At 53.7% G+C, this 17,256-nt stretch carries 17 protein-coding genes; 10 read left to right on the top strand and 7 right to left on the bottom strand.

All coding sequences use genetic code 11. The features are described 5' to 3' along the window. Window positions 1-25: 25 nt before the first annotated feature. The 5 genes from nudF to parE are packed head-to-tail and all read left to right on the top strand — an operon-like array spanning window position 26 to window position 4,430. Window positions 26-658: an ADP-ribose diphosphatase gene (gene nudF / locus NAZ64_RS06330; protein WP_220569621.1), complete on the top strand. Its 633-nt coding sequence runs from the start codon at window positions 26-28 to the stop codon at window positions 656-658. Further along, window positions 655-1,077, top strand: a complete 423-nt coding sequence (locus NAZ64_RS06325; protein WP_024797616.1) for a DUF1249 family protein — start codon at window positions 655-657, stop codon at window positions 1,075-1,077. The genes nudF and NAZ64_RS06325 overlap by 4 nt, the downstream gene beginning before the upstream one ends. 24 nt (window positions 1,078-1,101) lie before the next feature. Beyond that, window positions 1,102-1,929 carry a 3',5'-cyclic-AMP phosphodiesterase gene (gene cpdA / locus NAZ64_RS06320; RefSeq protein WP_000444735.1) on the top strand — a complete coding sequence of 276 codons (828 nt, stop codon included), beginning with the start codon at window positions 1,102-1,104 and terminating at the stop codon, window positions 1,927-1,929. After that, the gene (gene yqiA, locus NAZ64_RS06315) at window positions 1,929-2,510 is read left to right on the top strand and encodes an esterase YqiA (RefSeq protein WP_000105725.1); all 582 of its coding nucleotides are present in this window, start codon (window positions 1,929-1,931) and stop codon (window positions 2,508-2,510) included. The genes cpdA and yqiA overlap by 1 nt, the downstream gene beginning before the upstream one ends. A gap of 27 nt (window positions 2,511-2,537) precedes the next feature. Then, window positions 2,538-4,430: a DNA topoisomerase IV subunit B gene (parE, locus tag NAZ64_RS06310; protein ID WP_000195318.1), complete on the top strand. Its 1,893-nt coding sequence runs from the start codon at window positions 2,538-2,540 to the stop codon at window positions 4,428-4,430. A gap of 124 nt (window positions 4,431-4,554) precedes the next feature. Here the strand turns inward: parE and NAZ64_RS06305 are convergent, their stop codons facing one another. The 4 genes from NAZ64_RS06305 to qseB all read right to left on the bottom strand — a co-directional run bounded on the left by NAZ64_RS06305 (window position 4,555) and on the right by qseB (window position 7,594). Continuing rightward, a complete protein-coding gene (locus tag NAZ64_RS06305; RefSeq protein WP_000958587.1) occupies window positions 4,555-4,869 on the bottom strand; it encodes a putative quinol monooxygenase in 315 nt (104 codons plus the stop codon). Between the two features lie 31 nt (window positions 4,870-4,900). After that, window positions 4,901-5,482 (bottom strand): NAD(P)H-dependent oxidoreductase, encoded by a 582-nt coding sequence (locus NAZ64_RS06300; RefSeq protein ID WP_000065416.1) that lies wholly within the window; start codon window positions 5,480-5,482, stop codon window positions 4,901-4,903. A 106-nt stretch (window positions 5,483-5,588) separates the two neighbouring features. After that, the gene (qseC, locus tag NAZ64_RS06295; RefSeq protein ID WP_000779334.1) at window positions 5,589-6,938 is read right to left on the bottom strand and encodes a quorum sensing histidine kinase QseC; all 1,350 of its coding nucleotides are present in this window, start codon (window positions 6,936-6,938) and stop codon (window positions 5,589-5,591) included. Beyond that, window positions 6,935-7,594: a quorum sensing response regulator transcription factor QseB gene (gene qseB / locus NAZ64_RS06290; protein WP_001221574.1), complete on the bottom strand. Its 660-nt coding sequence runs from the start codon at window positions 7,592-7,594 to the stop codon at window positions 6,935-6,937. Before qseB ends, qseC begins: the two co-directional genes overlap by 4 nt. A 151-nt stretch (window positions 7,595-7,745) precedes the next feature. On the opposite strand from qseB, the gene NAZ64_RS06285 reads away from it, so the two are divergent. The 5 genes from NAZ64_RS06285 to ftsP all read left to right on the top strand — a co-directional run bounded on the left by NAZ64_RS06285 (window position 7,746) and on the right by ftsP (window position 13,925). Next, window positions 7,746-8,138, top strand: coding sequence for a YgiW/YdeI family stress tolerance OB fold protein (locus NAZ64_RS06285; RefSeq protein WP_000731552.1), 393 nt, complete (start codon window positions 7,746-7,748; stop codon window positions 8,136-8,138). 71 nt (window positions 8,139-8,209) lie between these two features. Continuing rightward, entirely contained in the window at window positions 8,210-9,076 is an 867-nt protein-coding gene (locus NAZ64_RS06280; RefSeq protein ID WP_024797617.1) for an AraC family transcriptional regulator, read from the top strand. A gap of 110 nt (window positions 9,077-9,186) precedes the next feature. Further along, window positions 9,187-11,445 carry a DNA topoisomerase IV subunit A gene (gene parC, locus NAZ64_RS06275; protein WP_001281853.1) on the top strand — a complete coding sequence of 753 codons (2,259 nt, stop codon included), beginning with the start codon at window positions 9,187-9,189 and terminating at the stop codon, window positions 11,443-11,445. Between the two features lie 256 nt (window positions 11,446-11,701). Then, window positions 11,702-12,439 (top strand): 1-acylglycerol-3-phosphate O-acyltransferase, encoded by a 738-nt coding sequence (gene plsC / locus NAZ64_RS06270; RefSeq protein ID WP_023262773.1) that lies wholly within the window; start codon window positions 11,702-11,704, stop codon window positions 12,437-12,439. A 73-nt stretch (window positions 12,440-12,512) separates the two neighbouring features. Further along, window positions 12,513-13,925, top strand: a complete 1,413-nt coding sequence (gene ftsP, locus NAZ64_RS06265; RefSeq protein ID WP_000010658.1) for a cell division protein FtsP — start codon at window positions 12,513-12,515, stop codon at window positions 13,923-13,925. A gap of 44 nt (window positions 13,926-13,969) precedes the next feature. On the opposite strand, the gene NAZ64_RS06260 is transcribed toward ftsP, so the two are convergent. Genes NAZ64_RS06260 through NAZ64_RS06250 form a run of 3 tightly spaced genes read right to left on the bottom strand, consistent with a single transcriptional unit; the run spans window position 13,970 to window position 16,795 of the window. Continuing rightward, window positions 13,970-15,277: a TRAP transporter large permease gene (locus NAZ64_RS06260; protein ID WP_000345261.1), complete on the bottom strand. Its 1,308-nt coding sequence runs from the start codon at window positions 15,275-15,277 to the stop codon at window positions 13,970-13,972. Between the two features lie 10 nt (window positions 15,278-15,287). Next, the gene (locus NAZ64_RS06255) at window positions 15,288-15,770 is read right to left on the bottom strand and encodes a TRAP transporter small permease (RefSeq protein ID WP_001221828.1); all 483 of its coding nucleotides are present in this window, start codon (window positions 15,768-15,770) and stop codon (window positions 15,288-15,290) included. Window positions 15,771-15,811: 41 nt separating this feature from the next. Then, entirely contained in the window at window positions 15,812-16,795 is a 984-nt protein-coding gene (locus tag NAZ64_RS06250) for a TRAP transporter substrate-binding protein (protein ID WP_000799371.1), read from the bottom strand. Window positions 16,796-17,256: the final 461 nt, after the last annotated feature.

Genomic DNA, 17,256 nt, shown 5'->3' with positions numbered 1-17,256 from the left:
TCATTATTGCTAGCAGGGCAGCACAATGCGTAAATCAGACAACTTGCCAGTTACTTTCACCAAAAGCGATGTAGAAATTATTGCACGGGAAACGCGCTATCGCGGTTTTTTTTCATTGGATGTGTATCGATTCCGCCATCGTTTATTCAACGGAGAAATGAGTGGCGAGGTAAAGCGCGAAATTTTTGAGCGCGGGCACGCCGCCGTCTTGCTACCCTTTGACCCTGAACGCGACGAGGTGGTGCTGGTCGAACAGATTCGTATTGCCGCGTATGACACAAGCGTTACGCCGTGGCTGCTGGAGATGGTCGCCGGCATGATAGAAGAAGGCGAAACCATTGAGGCGGTCGCCCGGCGAGAGGCGATGGAAGAAGCGGGGCTGACCGTAGGCCGCACCCGACCGGTCATCAGTTACCTGTCGAGTCCAGGAGGAACCAGCGAGCGCTCATCTATTCTGGTGGGTGAAGTGGACGCCACGACCGCGGCAGGTATTCATGGTCTGGCGGATGAAAACGAAGATATTCGGGTTCATGTGGTAAGCCGGGAACAGGCATACCAGTGGGTAGAAGAGGGGAAAATCGACAACGCAGCCGCAGTCATCGCTTTGCAATGGCTTCAGTTGCATCATCAAGAGTTAAAAAACGAGTGGAAAAAATGAAGCGTTATACACCTGACTTCCCAGAAATGATGCGTTTGTGCGAAACCAATTTTTCGCAATTGCGCCGCCTGCTGCCGCGCAATGACGCCCCCGGTGAAATGGTGAGCTATCAGGTGGGCAACGTACAATATCGGTTAACGATTGTGGAATCGACTCGATACACTACGCTTGTAACGATCGAGCAAACGGCGCCAGCCATCACCTACTGGAGCCTGCCGTCGCTGACGGTGCGCCTCTACCATGATGCGATGGTAGCTGAAGTGTGTTCAAGCCAGCAGATCTTTCGCTTCAAAGCGCGGTATGATTATCCAAATAAAAAGTTGCATCAACGCGACGAAAAGCATCAAATTAATCAGTTTCTGGCCGACTGGCTACGATTCTGTTTAGCACATGGAGCGATGGCGATTCCGGTTTATTAGCGTCGTGAAACCTAAGGACACCATTTGGAAAGCCTGTTAACCCTACCTCTGGCTGGTGAGGCCCGAGTCAGGATTTTACAAATTACAGATACTCACCTGTTTGCCGAAAAGCATGAAACGCTGTTAGGCGTCAATACCTGGGAAAGTTACCAGGCCGTGCTGGAGGCTATTCGGGCGCAACAGTATGAATATGATCTGATCGTGGCGACCGGCGATCTGGCGCAGGATCAATCCGCTGCGGCTTATCAGCATTTTGCTGAGGGTATCGCAAGCTTTCGCGCGCCTTGCGTTTGGCTACCGGGCAATCATGATTTTCAGCCGGCAATGTACAGCGCGCTGCAAGAGGCGGGGATTTCCCCGGCTAAACGCGTGTTAATCGGTGAACAATGGCAGATTTTGTTGCTGGATAGCCAGGTGTTTGGCGTTCCGCATGGCGAACTGAGCGAGTTCCAACTGGAATGGCTTGAGCGTAAGCTCGCCGATGCGCCAGAGAGACAGACATTGCTCCTTTTGCACCACCATCCGTTGCCGGCAGGGTGCAGTTGGTTGGATCAGCACAGCTTGCGTAATGCCGGTGAGCTGGATAGCGTGCTGGCGAATTTCCCGCGTGTAAAATATCTGTTATGCGGACATATTCACCAGGAGCTGGATCTTGACTGGAACGGTCGCCGTCTGTTGGCGTCGCCGTCAACCTGCGTACAGTTCAAACCGCACTGCGCGAACTTTACGCTGGATACTATCGCGCCGGGCTGGCGTACGCTGGAGCTCCGGGCGAACGGCGTCCTGGAGACGGAAGTGCATCGCCTGCAGGATACCCGGTTCCGACCCGATACCGCTTCGGAAGGATACTGATGTCTACGCTTCTCTATTTGCACGGATTCAACAGTTCCCCTCGCTCGGCAAAAGCGTGCCAGCTAAAAAACTGGCTGGCGGAGCGTCATCCGCATGTTGAGATGATCGTCCCTCAACTACCGCCGTATCCTGCCGATGCGGCGGAGTTGCTGGAATCTCTCGTGCTTGAGCATGGCGGTGCGCCATTAGGGCTGGTAGGATCGTCGCTGGGTGGTTATTACGCCACCTGGCTGTCGCAATGTTTTATGCTGCCGGCTGTGGTGGTGAATCCCGCCGTGCGGCCCTTTGAATTACTGACCGACTATCTCGGTCAGAACGAGAACCCCTACACCGGGCAGCAATATGTGCTAGAGTCTCGCCATATTTATGATCTTAAAGTCATGCAGATTGACCCGCTGGAAGCGCCGGACCTGATCTGGCTACTGCAACAGACGGGCGATGAAGTGCTGGATTACCGCCAGGCGGTGGCATATTACGCCTCCTGCCGTCAGACAGTGACCGAGGGTGGTAATCACGCATTCACGGGCTTCGAAGATTATTTCAACCAGATTGTCGATTTTCTTGGACTGCACAGTTGCTGACAATCAATTCGAATTGCTAATTAAACCATGACGCAAACTTATAACGCTGATGCCATTGAGGTACTCACTGGGCTTGAGCCGGTACGCCGCCGCCCGGGGATGTACACCGATACGACCCGCCCCAACCATTTGGGTCAGGAAGTGATTGATAATAGTGTGGATGAAGCACTGGCAGGTCACGCCAAACGCGTGGATGTCATTTTACATGCCGATCAATCGCTGGAAGTGATTGACGACGGACGCGGGATGCCGGTGGATATCCATCCGGAAGAGGGGGTTCCGGCGGTAGAACTGATCCTCTGTCGACTTCATGCCGGCGGTAAATTCTCCAATAAGAACTATCAGTTCTCTGGTGGTCTGCATGGGGTGGGGATTTCGGTAGTGAATGCCCTGTCAAAGCGCGTGGAAGTGACCGTGCGCCGCGACGGTCAGGTCTATAACATCGCGTTTGAAAACGGCGAAAAAGTGCAGGATTTGCAGGTTGTCGGCACCTGCGGTAAACGTAATACTGGCACCAGCGTCCATTTCTGGCCGGACGAAAGTTTCTTCGACAGCCCGCGTTTTTCTGTCTCTCGCTTAATGCACGTTCTGAAAGCAAAAGCGGTGCTGTGTCCCGGCGTGGAAATCACTTTTAAAGATGAAGTGAATAACAGCGAGCAGCGCTGGTGCTACCAGGATGGCCTGAACGATTATCTGGGCGAAGCGGTAAATGGCCTGCCGACGCTGCCGGAAAAGCCGTTTATCGGTAATTTTAACGGTGAAACGGAAGCGGTTGACTGGGCGCTATTGTGGCTGCCGGAAGGCGGCGAATTACTGACGGAAAGCTACGTCAACCTGATCCCGACCATGCAGGGGGGGACGCACGTCAACGGTCTGCGCCAGGGCCTGCTCGACGCGATGCGCGAATTTTGCGAATACCGCAATATTCTGCCGCGCGGCGTCAAACTGTCGGCGGAAGATATCTGGGATCGCTGCGCTTATGTGCTCTCCGTGAAAATGCAGGACCCGCAATTTGCCGGGCAGACCAAAGAGCGTCTGTCGTCGCGTCAATGTGCGGCATTTGTTTCCGGCGTGGTGAAAGATGCCTTCAGCCTGTGGCTGAACCAGAACGTGCAGGCGGCGGAACAACTGGCAGAGATGGCGATTGCCAGCGCGCAGCGGCGACTGCGCGCCGCAAAAAAAGTGGTGCGCAAAAAGCTCACCAGCGGTCCGGCGTTGCCGGGGAAACTGGCGGACTGTACCGCGCAGGATCTTAATCGGACCGAGCTGTTCCTTGTAGAAGGGGATTCGGCGGGCGGTTCCGCCAAGCAGGCGCGCGATCGCGAATATCAGGCGATCATGCCGCTCAAAGGTAAGATCCTTAACACCTGGGAAGTTTCTTCCGATGAAGTGCTGGCCTCGCAGGAAGTGCATGATATTTCCGTGGCGATCGGTATCGATCCGGACAGCGACGATCTGAGTCAGCTGCGCTACGGCAAGATCTGTATCCTGGCGGATGCGGACTCCGATGGTTTGCATATCGCTACGCTGCTTTGCGCGCTGTTTGTCAGACATTTCCGCGCGCTGGTGAAGAATGGTCATGTCTACGTCGCGCTACCGCCGCTATACCGTATCGATTTGGGTAAAGAGGTCTATTACGCGCTGACGGAAGAAGAGAAGGCGGGCGTACTGGAACAACTGAAGCGTAAGAAAGGCAAGCCGAACGTACAACGTTTCAAAGGCCTGGGTGAAATGAACCCAATGCAGTTACGCGAAACCACGCTTGATCCAAATACTCGCCGCCTGGTGCAGCTCACCATTAGCGATGAAGACGATCAGCGAACTAACGCGATGATGGATATGCTGCTGGCGAAGAAACGTTCTGAAGATCGACGCAACTGGCTACAGGAAAAAGGCGATCTCGCGGATCTCGACGTGTAACGGTTGTTGCACGCTTTATCCGGTCTGCGCGCCGCAGGCCGGATAAGCGAATTCGACATGACGCCGCAGCCTGATGGCGACACTTGCGCATCGCATCAGGGAGACGCCAGACGAGGGTAATAACTTAAACGCCGGATTCCAGAATACGAATATTCATTTCCAGCACATCGTCTTTTACCGCGTCGCTATAGGCTTTCATATGCGGGGTTTGCAGATGCGCCTCAAGGTGCGCAACGCTTTCCCACTGTTCAATCATCACGATCGAGTCAGGTGCCAGAGTCTGAAAACTCACGCCCGCGGCATGATCCACCATCGGCGCGTAACCGTGGCACCCCTCTTCTTTAAGAACGGTTGGAATAATTTTCGCAAACTGATCGAGGACGGCCTGACGGTGATGTTGGCCCGGACGCGTGCGAATTTCGGCAATGACGGTAAGCATGGTTAACTCCTTCTAATTCCAGGATGACCAGTTAAGCAAAAATTTCGCTCAGATGCTTGCGATATTCTGCGGTATAGCGCGGAACATCCGGCATTTTAATCACGTCGTTGGCAATAAACGTTGGCAGCGCGTCCATGCCCAGAAACTGGTTGGCTTTATGGAATGGCAGATAGACGCCATCTACGCCTACGCCGTGGAAAAACTGATCTTTTTCGGTAAATGCTTCCATCGGCGCGTTCCACGTCAGTGACAGCATATATTTTTTCCCCTGCACCAGACCGCCGGAACCGTACTTTTTAGCGGCATCGGAACGCGTGCGGCCATCGCTGGCATAGAGCGTGCCGTGACCTTCGGTAAAGACATCATCCATATATTTTTTTACTGTCCATGGCGCGCCCATCCACCAGCCTGGCATCTGCCAAATCACCACGTCAGCCCAGACGAAATTCTGCACCTCTTCTTTAATGTCATAGTCGCTGTCGGCACGGACGATCTTAACCTGATGACCCAGATCGCGCAGAAGCCCATCGGCAACTTCGGTCAGGGTGTCATTTAACTGGCCGTTGGAGTGCGCGAATTTTTTCGCCCCGTTGATAATCAGGATGTTACTCATTTTGTGTCCTCAAGAAATGCGTTTGCTGCTGATTCTACGCTGACGGGCGGTGCGGTGAAATTAGCAAAATGTGCAAAGTCTTTTGCGTTTTTGGCAAAAGTCTCTGTTACCAACTTACTACGGCCTCAAATCCACCTTCCGCGGCGTTGCCAAACGACACCGTCATGCCGTGTAGCGTAGCGATGCGGCGGACGATTGATAATCCCAGACCGCTGCCGGTCACACTTTGGCCTGGCGGGCGGTAAAAACGCTCGCCGATATGCGTCAGAATCTCTGGCGCTACGCCGGGGCCATTATCTCTGACGGTGAAGCTGCGGGCATGTAAGGTAACGTCGACGACGCTGCCCTGCGGACTGTAGCGAATCGCATTATCCAGCAGGTTACGCACTAACAGGCTTAAAAGTAGCGGCTGACCGGTACGTATGACGTCATGGGCGTTAAGCTGTAAACGCACGTCGATATTCGCCTGCTGCGCCGGATGATAAATATCCATTACCGCGGACTGCAGCAGCTCTTCCAGCGAAATCTCCGCTACATCCTGCAAATTATTGAGCGAGTCGAGACGCGATAACGTCAGTAGCTGATCGACCAGCCGCGTGGCGCGATCGATCCCCGCATGGAGCTGGGTCAGCGCTTTATCACGCGATAGCGGATCGTCGCCCGAGAGCTGCGCCACCTCGGTTTGTACTTTCAGCGCGGCCAGCGGGCTGCGCAATTCATGGGCGGCGTCGGAGGTAAATCGCCGTTCGCGCACCATCATGGAGTGGATGCGGCTAAAAAGCTGATTAAGCGCTTCGACCAGTGGGCGAACCTCGCTCGGTACGCCTTTGGCGTCGAGCGGCGTTTCCGATTCCGGCGACCGGAAGCGTAGCGCCTGCGCCAGTTTTTTCAACGGTCTGAGCTCGCGGTGAAGCAGGAGTAATAAAATCAGCAGCATGAAGGGAAGGGCGATCAGCCACGGCGTTAATTGCGCCGCCACGATCGCCAGCGCCATATCTTCGCGGTAATCCCACTCCTGACCGACGACGATACGATACTTACCGTCCACCGAGTTCAACCACAAAAAACGCCAGAGGTCGTTGTCATCCTTCAGATAGCCATTGTCGAAACCTTCCCGGCGATAGCGATACGGAATATCCTGGCCGTTGTCGCCATCATGCAGCAACATTTTGCCATCAGCGGAAAAGATGGCGAACGCCAGCGCATCGTCATCGATATGCCCATGTTTTAATTTCTTTGGCGTATGCGCCATGCGCTGCGGGGCGTTGATCTCGTTAAGATCGAGGGTGCTAAGCCGTCTGGCGAACAACATCAACTGTGTGTCAAACAGCTCGTCGACATTATCCGTCGTCTTTCTCCAGGCCACAAAACTGGAAATTGCCCAAGTGATGGAGACCAGAATCAGGAAAATAAGCGTCAGCCTGACGCGCAGGCTGAGACGTTGCGTCAATTTCATGCGTCACCCAGGGTGTAGCCGATGCCGTGTACGGTGCGAATAAATTCGCTGCCGAGCTTGCGGCGTAAATGATGAACATGGACTTCCACTGCATTGCTGGACACGTCGTCATCCCAGTTATACAGCTTCTCTTCAATAAGCTTGCGCGGCAGCACGCGACCTTTGTTGCGCAGTAAGAGTTCCAGCAACGCGAACTCTTTTGGTTTTAAGGCCAGCGGTTCGCCGGCAAGCGTCGCGACGAGATTGCCTGGATTGAGCGTCACCTGGCCGTGGCGCAATTCGCTACTGGCCTGACCGCTGGCGCGGCGCACCAGCGCCTCCAGACGGGCGGCGACCTCAATGAGCGCGAAAGGTTTACATAAATAGTCATCGGCGCCCAGACGTAGCCCCTCGACGCGCTCTGCTAACGCGTCGCGCGCCGTCAGGATCAGTACCGGTTCCTGTTTACCCTTTTCGCGCCATTCGCGCAAAATATCCCGTCCGTCCATTCCTGGCAGCGTCAAATCTAAAATAACCGCATCATAAGGCGCGCTGTAAAGCGCCTCTTTGCCCGGACGTCCCTCGGTAAACCAGTCGACGCTGAAACCCATTTTACTCAGGCCCGCTTTTATGCCATCGCCAATAAGTGTGTCATCTTCTACCAGTAAAATTCGCATCTGTTCTTCCTTGCGGTAACTCGCGTTGTCGTCAGTTAACCTTGTCGCCGCAGGCGATGTACAGAAAAAAAGATTCTTTTTTTGCCTTAAGAAGTTGTTAAGGATTACCTTATTAAATGGATCTGAAACGACATGAAAGGGAAAAGTAATCATGAAAAAATTAGCTGCAATCGTTGCCGTTATGGCACTGTGTTCTACCCCGGTTCTGGCGGCTCAGCAGGGTGGTTTCTCCGGCCCGTCGGCGACGCAAACGCAAGGCGGCGGATTTGTCGGCCCGAACGGCAGCAGCACGACGGTAGAGAGCGCTAAATCGCTGCGTGACGATGCGTGGGTAACGCTGCGCGGGAATATCGTCGAGCGCATTTCCGACGACCTGTATGTGTTTAAAGATGCGACCGGTACTATCAATGTGGATATTGACCACAAGCGCTGGAACGGCCTGACCGTAACCCCGCAGGATACCGTTGAAATTCAGGGCGAAGTGGATAAAGACTGGAACTCTGTCGAAATCGACGTAAAACAGATTCGTAAAGTGAATCCGTAATCCCACATTGCGCAAGAGCGGTCAGGATTCACAGCCGCCCGGTGGGCAGAATAGGCCACAAGGAGGCAGTGATGAATGACCTGATCAGCGCGGCTTATTCCGAACGTCTGCGGCGCGTTTGCGACCACATTGAGCGTCATCTGGATGAGCCTCTGTCGCTTGAGGTGTTAAGCCGGATGGCGCACAGCTCGCCGTTTCATTTTCACCGGCAGTTTACCGTCTGGAGCGGGCTTCCGCTCTATCGCTATATCCAGTGGTTGCGTTTGCGCCGCGCGTCATGGCGGCTGGCGTTTAACCCGCAGGATAAAGTTATCGATATCGCGCTGGATGCCGGGTTTCAGAATCCGGAGTCGTTCACACGTGCTTTCAAAACCGCGTTTGGTCAAAGCCCGCGCCGGTTTCGGCAATCGCCGGACTGGCTGGCCTGGCACCAGCGCGTTCCTAAACTTGCGTTACAGGAGCAGCATGTCATGGACGTAAAAATCGTTGAATTTCCACCTACCCGCGTCGCGATGCTGACGCATCTGGGGCATCCGGATAAGGTCAACGCCAGCGCGGCGAAATTTATTGCATGGCGGCGCGAAACGGGGCAGTCGCCGATTGCCAGCAGTCAAACTTTTGGTATTGCCTGGCACGACCCGCAGACGACGCCGCCGGATCAATTCCGCTTTGATATCTGCGGCAGCGTCCGCCAGCCGATAGCCGAAAATGACGTTGGCGTGGTGAATAGCGAGATTCCTGGCGGGCGCTGCGCGGTGGTGCGCCATCAGGGATCGCTCGACAGCCTCCCGGAGAGCGTGTGGTATTTATTCCGCGAATGGCTACCCGCCAGCGGTGAGACGCTGCGCGATTTTCCGGTCTTCTTCCAGTACCTGAATTTCGTCCATGAGGTGGCGGAACATGAGCTGCTGACGGATATCTATCTGCCGCTTCGTTAACTTCCTCGCAACCTGTCTCACGGTTTGTGACTCAGACCGTGAGATAGGGTATTATCTGCGGCAATATTGCCGTCCGAACGGTCAGCATGCAGATTGAGGATCCCCTGTTAATGAGCGATATGGCAGAGCGCCTTGCGCTACATGAATTTACGGAAAACGCCTACTTAAACTACTCCATGTACGTGATCATGGATCGTGCGTTGCCGTTTATTGGCGACGGCCTGAAGCCGGTACAGCGCCGCATCGTCTATGCGATGTCAGAGCTGGGGCTGAACGCCAGCGCTAAATTTAAAAAATCCGCCCGTACCGTCGGTGACGTACTGGGTAAGTATCATCCGCACGGCGACAGCGCCTGCTATGAAGCCATGGTGCTGATGGCGCAGCCGTTCTCTTACCGTTACCCGCTGGTCGATGGCCAGGGGAACTGGGGCGCGCCGGATGATCCGAAGTCATTCGCGGCAATGCGTTATACCGAATCTCGCCTGTCCAAATACGCCGAGCTGCTGTTAAGCGAACTCGGTCAGGGGACGGCGGACTGGGTGCCAAACTTCGACGGCACGATGCAGGAACCGAAAATGTTACCGGCGCGTCTGCCGAACATCCTGCTGAACGGCACCACCGGTATTGCGGTGGGGATGGCAACAGATATCCCGCCGCACAACCTGCGCGAAGTGGCGAAAGCGGCGATTACGCTGATTGAGCAGCCGAAAACGACGCTGGATCAGTTGCTGGATATCGTCCAGGGGCCGGATTACCCGACCGAAGCGGAGATCATTACCCCACGTGCGGAAATTCGTAAAATTTACGAAAACGGGCGTGGCTCCGTGCGTATGCGCGCGGTATGGACCAAAGAAGACGGCGCCGTGGTAATTTCCGCGCTGCCGCATCAGGTCTCTGGCGCGAAAGTGCTGGAACAGATTGCTGCGCAGATGCGTAATAAAAAACTGCCGATGGTAGACGATCTGCGCGATGAATCGGATCACGAAAACCCGACGCGTTTAGTGATTGTCCCGCGCTCCAACCGTGTGGATATGGAACAGGTGATGAACCATCTGTTCGCCACCACCGATCTGGAAAAAAGCTACCGTATTAACCTGAACATGATCGGTCTGGATGGTCGTCCGGCGGTGAAAAACCTGCTGGAGATCCTCACCGAGTGGCTGGCGTTCCGCCGCGACACGGTGCGTCGTCGTCTGAACTATCGTCTGGAGAAAGTGCTTAAGCGCCTGCATATCCTCGAAGGTTTGCTGGTGGCGTTTCTCAACATCGACGAAGTGATTGAGATTATCCGTAACGAGGATGAGCCGAAACCCGCGCTGATGTCGCGTTTCGGCATCAGCGAAACTCAGGCGGAAGCGATTCTCGAACTGAAACTGCGTCATCTCGCCAAACTGGAAGAGATGAAAATTCGCGGTGAGCAGGACGAGCTGGAAAAAGAGCGGGACCAGTTGCAGGGCATTCTCGCGTCCGAACGCAAAATGAATACCTTGCTGAAAAAAGAGCTACAGGCAGATTCCGATGCCTATGGCGACGATCGCCGTTCTCCGCTGCGTGAGCGCGAAGAAGCTAAAGCGATGAGCGAACACGATATGCTGCCGTCCGAACCGGTGACTATCGTGCTGTCGCAGATGGGCTGGGTGCGCAGCGCCAAAGGTCATGATATTGATGCGCCGGGGCTTAACTATAAAGCGGGCGATAGCTTTAAAGCCGCGGTGAAAGGTAAGAGCAATCAACCGGTGGTGTTTATTGATACCACCGGTCGCAGCTATGCCATTGATCCCATTACGCTTCCGTCGGCGCGCGGGCAGGGCGAACCGCTGACCGGCAAACTCACGCTGCCGCCGGGGGCGACCGTAGAGCATATGCTGATGGAAGGCGATGACCAGAAACTGCTGATGGCGTCGGATGCGGGCTATGGCTTCGTTTGTACGTTTAACGATCTGGTTGCCCGTAACCGTGCCGGTAAAGCGTTGATTACACTGCCGGAAAATGCGCACGTCATGCCGCCGCTGGTGATTGAAGACGAGCACGATATGCTGCTGGCGATTACCCAGGCCGGACGGATGTTGATGTTCCCGGTTGACTCTCTGCCGCAGCTGTCGAAAGGCAAAGGGAATAAGATCATTAATATCCCCTCTGCGGAAGCGGCAAAAGGCGATGATGGACTGGCGCACCTGTACGTGCTGCCGCCACAAAGCACTCTGACTATCCATGTCGGGAAGCGCAAAATCAAACTGCGCCCTGAAGAGTTACAAAAGGTGGTCGGCGAACGCGGACGCCGTGGCACATTAATGCGCGGCCTGCAGCGTATCGATCGCATTGAGATTGATTCACCGCATCGCGTAAGTCATGGCGACAGCGAAGAGTAAGACAGAGGCACCCGTAGGCCGGACAAGGCATTTAAGCCGCCATCCGGCGCTCTGCCGTTGCCGGATGACGACGCAGTAGCGTCTTATCCGGCCTACGGTTTCAGATCGGATTAACATTAAAATTTCCCGTAAAACCGTTGTTTATTCGTGCATTGCGATTAACAATACGTTTTTCCAGAGAGCCACACTTACCAAAATCCTAACCTGAATTTCAGGTGACGTAGAATGCCGGGCTCTTAGGCCTTCAGAGGTTGTTATGCTATATATTTTTCGTCTTATTGTTACCGTTATTTACTCCATTCTGGTCTGTGTTTTCGGTTCTATTTACTGCCTTTTCAGCCCACGTAACCCAAAACACGTGGCGACGTTTGGGCATATGTTCGGCCGTCTGGCCCCGCTGTTTGGCCTGAAAGTGGAGTGCCGCAAACCCGCCGACGCGGAAAATTATGGCAATGCTATCTACATTGCTAACCATCAGAATAATTATGATATGGTCACGGCGTCGAATATTGTGCAGCCGCCAACGGTGACGGTGGGGAAAAAAAGCCTGCTTTGGATCCCGTTTTTTGGGCAACTGTACTGGCTGACCGGTAATCTGTTGATTGACCGTAATAACCGCGCCAAAGCGCATAGCACCATTGCGGCAGTGGTTAACCATTTTAAAAAGCGCCGTATTTCTATCTGGATGTTCCCTGAAGGTACGCGTAGCCGGGGACGCGGTCTGCTGCCGTTTAAAACCGGCGCGTTTCATGCGGCTATCGCGGCTGGTGTGCCGATCATTCCTGTCTGCGTTTCCAACACCTCTAACAAAGTCAATCTAAACCGCCTGAACAACGGACTGGTTATTGTGGAAATGCTGCCGCCAGTCGACGTCAGCGAATATGGTAAAGATCAGGTTCGCGAGCTGGCGGCCCACTGCCGTGCGTTAATGGAGCAAAAAATCGCGGAACTTGATAAAGAGGTTGCGGAACGTGAAGCGACCGGTAAGGTTTAAGCAGCCTTACTCTGTTATTGTAGAAATCATTTTTTCAGGCACAACTCTTTAGCCTGTTTTACATGGAGCTTATATGTCATTCAGTCGGCGTCAGTTTCTTCAGGCATCGGGAATCGCACTATGTGCAGGCGCGATTCCCCTCAGGGCGAATGCTGCCGGTCAGCAACAGCCGTTGCCTGTTCCGCCGTTGCTGGAGTCCCGTCGCGGGCAGCCGTTGTTTATGACGCTACAGCGAGCGCACTGGTCCTTTACGCAAGGCACGCGCGCGCCGGTCTGGGGAGTGAACGGTCGTTATCTGGGGCCGACAATCCGCGTCTGGAAAGGCGATGACGTTAAACTCATCTATAGCAACCGCCTGGCGGAAAATGTCTCCATGACGGTTGCTGGTTTACTGGTGCCGGGGCCGCTGATGGGTGGCCCGGCGCGTATGATGTCGCCGAACGCGGACTGGGCGCCGGTGTTGCCGATTCGTCAGAGCGCCGCGACGCTGTGGTATCACGCTAACACGCCTAACCGCACTGCGCAGCAGGTGTATAACGGCCTGGCCGGAATGTGGCTGGTCGAAGACGACATCAGTAAAACGCTGCCCATTCCGAACCATTACGGCGTGGATGATTTTCCCGTCATTATCCAGGATAAGCGGCTGGATAACTTTGGGACGCCGGAGTACAGCGAACCGGGAAGCGGTGGTTTTGTCGGCGATACGCTGCTGGTGAACGGCGCGCAAAGCCCCTATGTCGAAGTGTCCCGCGGCTGGGTGCGGTTACGGTTGTTGAACGCCTCGAACTCGCGGCGCTATCAGCTTCAGATGAGCGATGGCCGGGCGCTGCATGTGATTTCAGGCGATCAGGGCTTTTTACCTGCGCCGGTTTCCGTCAAACAGTTGTCTCTGGCGCCCGGCGAGCGACGTGAAATCCTGGTTGATATGACCAACGGCGACGAAGTCTCGATCACCTGCGGGGAAGCGGCCAGCATAGTCGATCGGATTCGCGGTTTCTTTGAGCCTTCCAGTATTCTGGTTTCGACCCTGGTGCTGACGTTACGGCCAACCGGATTGCTGCCGCTGGTGACCGATAATCTGCCGATGCGTCTGTTGCCGACGGAGATCATGAGCGGCGCGCCTGTCCGCAGTCGGGACATCAGTCTTGGCGACGATCCGGGGATTAACGGCCAACTGTGGGATGTGAATCGCATTGATATTACCGCCCAACAAGGCACCTGGGAGCGCTGGACGGTACGCGCCGATATGCCGCAGTCGTTCCATATTGAGGGCGTCTCTTTCCTGATTCGTAACGTCAACGGCGCTATGCCGTTCCCGGAAGATAGAGGCTGGAAAGATACCGTCTGGGTGGATGGGCAAGTCGAATTGCTGGTCTACTACGGTCAGCCGTCCTGGCCGCACTTCCCGTTCTATTTCAACAGCCAGACGCTGGAAATGGCTGACCGCGGTTCGATTGGGCAAATGCTGGTGAATCCAGCGTCGTAAAGCGTCCGAGTACGGGTCTGAATAGCGCAGACCCGTCAGGGTTTTCAGGAAGGGGCAAACAGCGTGGGAAGCAGCAGACTCAACTGCGGGAAGTAGCAAATCATCGCCATGACCACAAAGAGTGCCAGAAACATCGGTAATAGCGGTTTGACGACTTTATCAATACTGATTTTGCCGATACTGCAACCGACGAACAAAATAGTGCCTACCGGGGGCGTACACAGTCCGATGGTTAAATTGAAAACCATAATAATGCCAAAATGGACAGGGTCGATTCCCAGATGTTGAGCAATGGGAAGGAAAATAGGCGTAAAGATCAGAATAGCCGGGGTAATATCCATAAACGTCCCGACGAGTAACAAAATGAGATTGATAATCAGCAAGATGACCCATTTATTTTCGGACACGCTGGTAATCATTTCATTAATCAGTTCAGGAACATCAGCATTGGTCATCGCCCATGACATTCCCATTGAGCAGCCGACCAGTAAGAGAACAATAGAGCTGGTTACTACCGAATCCAGCAGAATATCGCGCAACTTACTCACATTAATTTCTCGATAAATGGCCGCCAGCGCCAGGCTATAGATTACCGCGATCGCAGAGGCCTCTGTTGGCGTAAATACGCCGCCGATAATGCCGCCGATAATAATAAATATCAGCAACAGGCTGGGCAACGAATCGCGGAATACCGACAGAAACTGCCGCAGGTTGATACGTTCGGCAACCGGGTAATGGTGGCGATGGGCATACAGCGCAGCTACCGTCATTAAAGCCAGCGCGGTTAAGATGCCGGGCAGGTAGCCCGCCAAAAACAGGGCGGCGACAGAGGTGCCGCCGCTAGCCAGCGAATAGACAATTAGCACGTTGCTGGGCGGGATCATCAGGCCAATCGGCGCCGAAGCGACGTTGATCGCCGTAGAGAACGCCGGAGAGTAGCCCTCTTTTTCCTGTAATGGCGACATGATGCCGCCCACCGCGGCCGCAGAAGCGACCGCCGAGCCGGATATCGCGCCAAACAGGGTGTTCGCCAGAATATTGCAGTGCGCCAGCGAACCGGGAAGGCGGCCAACTAACGCCTGAGCCAGATTCACCAGGCGCCGGGCGATTCCCCCGGTATTCATGATATTGCCGGCTAACACAAAAAAGGGGATCGCCAGCAGCGTAAAGCCATCGAGACCGACGGTCATTTTTTGCGAAATAACCGAGATTGCCGCATCCGGGGGAAGGGCTATCAGGATTGAGAATAAGGACGACAGCCCGATAGCGAATGTAATAGGAACGCCGACCGCCAGCATAATGGCAAAGCTGCCAAATAAAACAATTATTGGGTAAATATATTCAAAGTCCATATATCCCTCGTTAGCGAAGATGGCGCTGATGATAATTATCAATAACGTTCACAATGGTGTAGTACACCAGGATGACGCCGCTAATCGGCATGACCCAATAGACTTTATCCATAGGCCATTTTAATACCGGGGACATTTGGCTGACGTGCGCCGCTTTTTCAACAATAATATCACCGCCGTACACCATAAAAATCAGCGCGAACACGGTAATAATCACCTGAATGATACTGTCGAGCACGAGGGCGGGCGTTCGGGAGAGTTTTTGCGCTAACAAATCGATAGCTAAATGTTTTTTTAATCCGGCGGTATAGACGCCGCCTAACAGAATCATCCACATAAAAAGAATCTGGGTGAATTCGTCGAGCGTGCTGCTTGGCGCGTTGAATATAAAGCGCGCCGCCACCTGCCAGGATACGCAGGCAACCATGACCGCCAGAATAATACAGCAGCACCCGGCCAGTATTTTGTTCAGTGCATTGGTGAGTATTCGCATATTACATCCTGTAAAGGGCAGGAGAACCCTGCCCGGCAGATTTACATATTCTCGATGTATTCCAGATCCTTCGCTGACTGAGCGTCTTTTGCGCGGAACTCATCAAACAAGGGCTTAACACGCTGTTTGAACGCGGATTTATCAATATCAACAACAGTCGCGTTCATGGCCTTCATGCTCTCATAAGCCTCTTTTTCCGCGGCGGGCCAGATGACGTCTTTCATTTGCTGCATGGATTCATCTGCGGCTTTATATAACGCTTTCCGCTCTTTATCGCTCAATTTGTTAAGTACTTTGGTACTGATGACCAGGACATCCGGCACCATCGTGTGCTCGTCGCGGGAATAGAATTTCGCCACCTCCGCATGACGCATATCGGCATAAACCACGGGGTTGTTTTCGCCGCCATCGACCACGCCTTGCTGGAGCGCGGTATAGAGTTCGCCTTGCGCCATCGGCGTCGGCACGCCGCCGAGCGCTTTCACCATCGCGATAGCGCTGGGGCTTTGCTGCACTCTGATTTTCATACCGGCTAAATCGTCGGGTTGAGTGATGGGCTTACCAGCGTAAAAACTGCGGGCGCCGCCGTCGTACCAGGTTAAGCCGACGAAGCCTTTGCTTTCGGAGGACGCGAGAATGCGTTTCCCTAAGTCGCTTTTCAGTACGTTGTAGTAGTGATCGCGGTCACGGAATAAAAACGGCAGGCTAAACACGCTATATTCCGGCGCAAAAGACTCCAGCGATGCCGCATTGACTTTCACCATTTGCAGAGCGCCGGAGTTCATCAATTCCAGCGATTCACGTTCGTTGCCCAGCGTGGCGTTGGGGTAAATACGAATATTTAATTCGCCGTCCGAATAGGCTTTCGCTTTGTCGGCCAGATAGCTCATCGCTTTGTGAACGGCGTGGCTTTTATCCTGATTGTGGCTCAGTTTCAGCGTGGTTTTGGCGAGCGTTGGGAATGCCAGTAGCAAACAGCCGGCCAGTAATACCGCTGATGTTGTGAATGAACGTGTGTTTTTCATATCTGCTTCCTTATAGGTTGGGATTCCTGTGGTTATCGTTGATTAATTAATAACCTGCTGATACGTAAGGTATTGTGTTGGGGAAAGGCGTGGTGATGGTGTTCTTTATCCCCTGAATTCTGTCAGCCAATTTAATTTAATCAATAGACCAAAGAAAGAGATCTGGTTCACAGAAGAAAGTCATGGTAAAAACAGTGTCGTGAGCAATTCAGCGAAGTTTTTTTATATATTGCTGATAATGCGATGTTTTTTTACTTTTTGTTGTTATGGCGATACTGCGTTTTTAGACGTGGGTATAATTAATTGCATACCAATTTGAAGATATTCATAAGACCAATTTCAAACACCTCAGGCCAGGCCGTTGAAAGTTGTTTCTATTTCGCGCCAGCCCTGCATATAAGGCGATAATCTCCTTCATTTTCGCTATAGATACGGCTTATAATCCCCGACCTTTGATTATT

It is taken from the genome of Salmonella sp. A1325 (assembly GCF_056991255.1).
The sequence above is the reverse complement of the archived record's forward strand: the minus strand, read 5'-3'. Positions and strand labels throughout refer to the sequence as shown.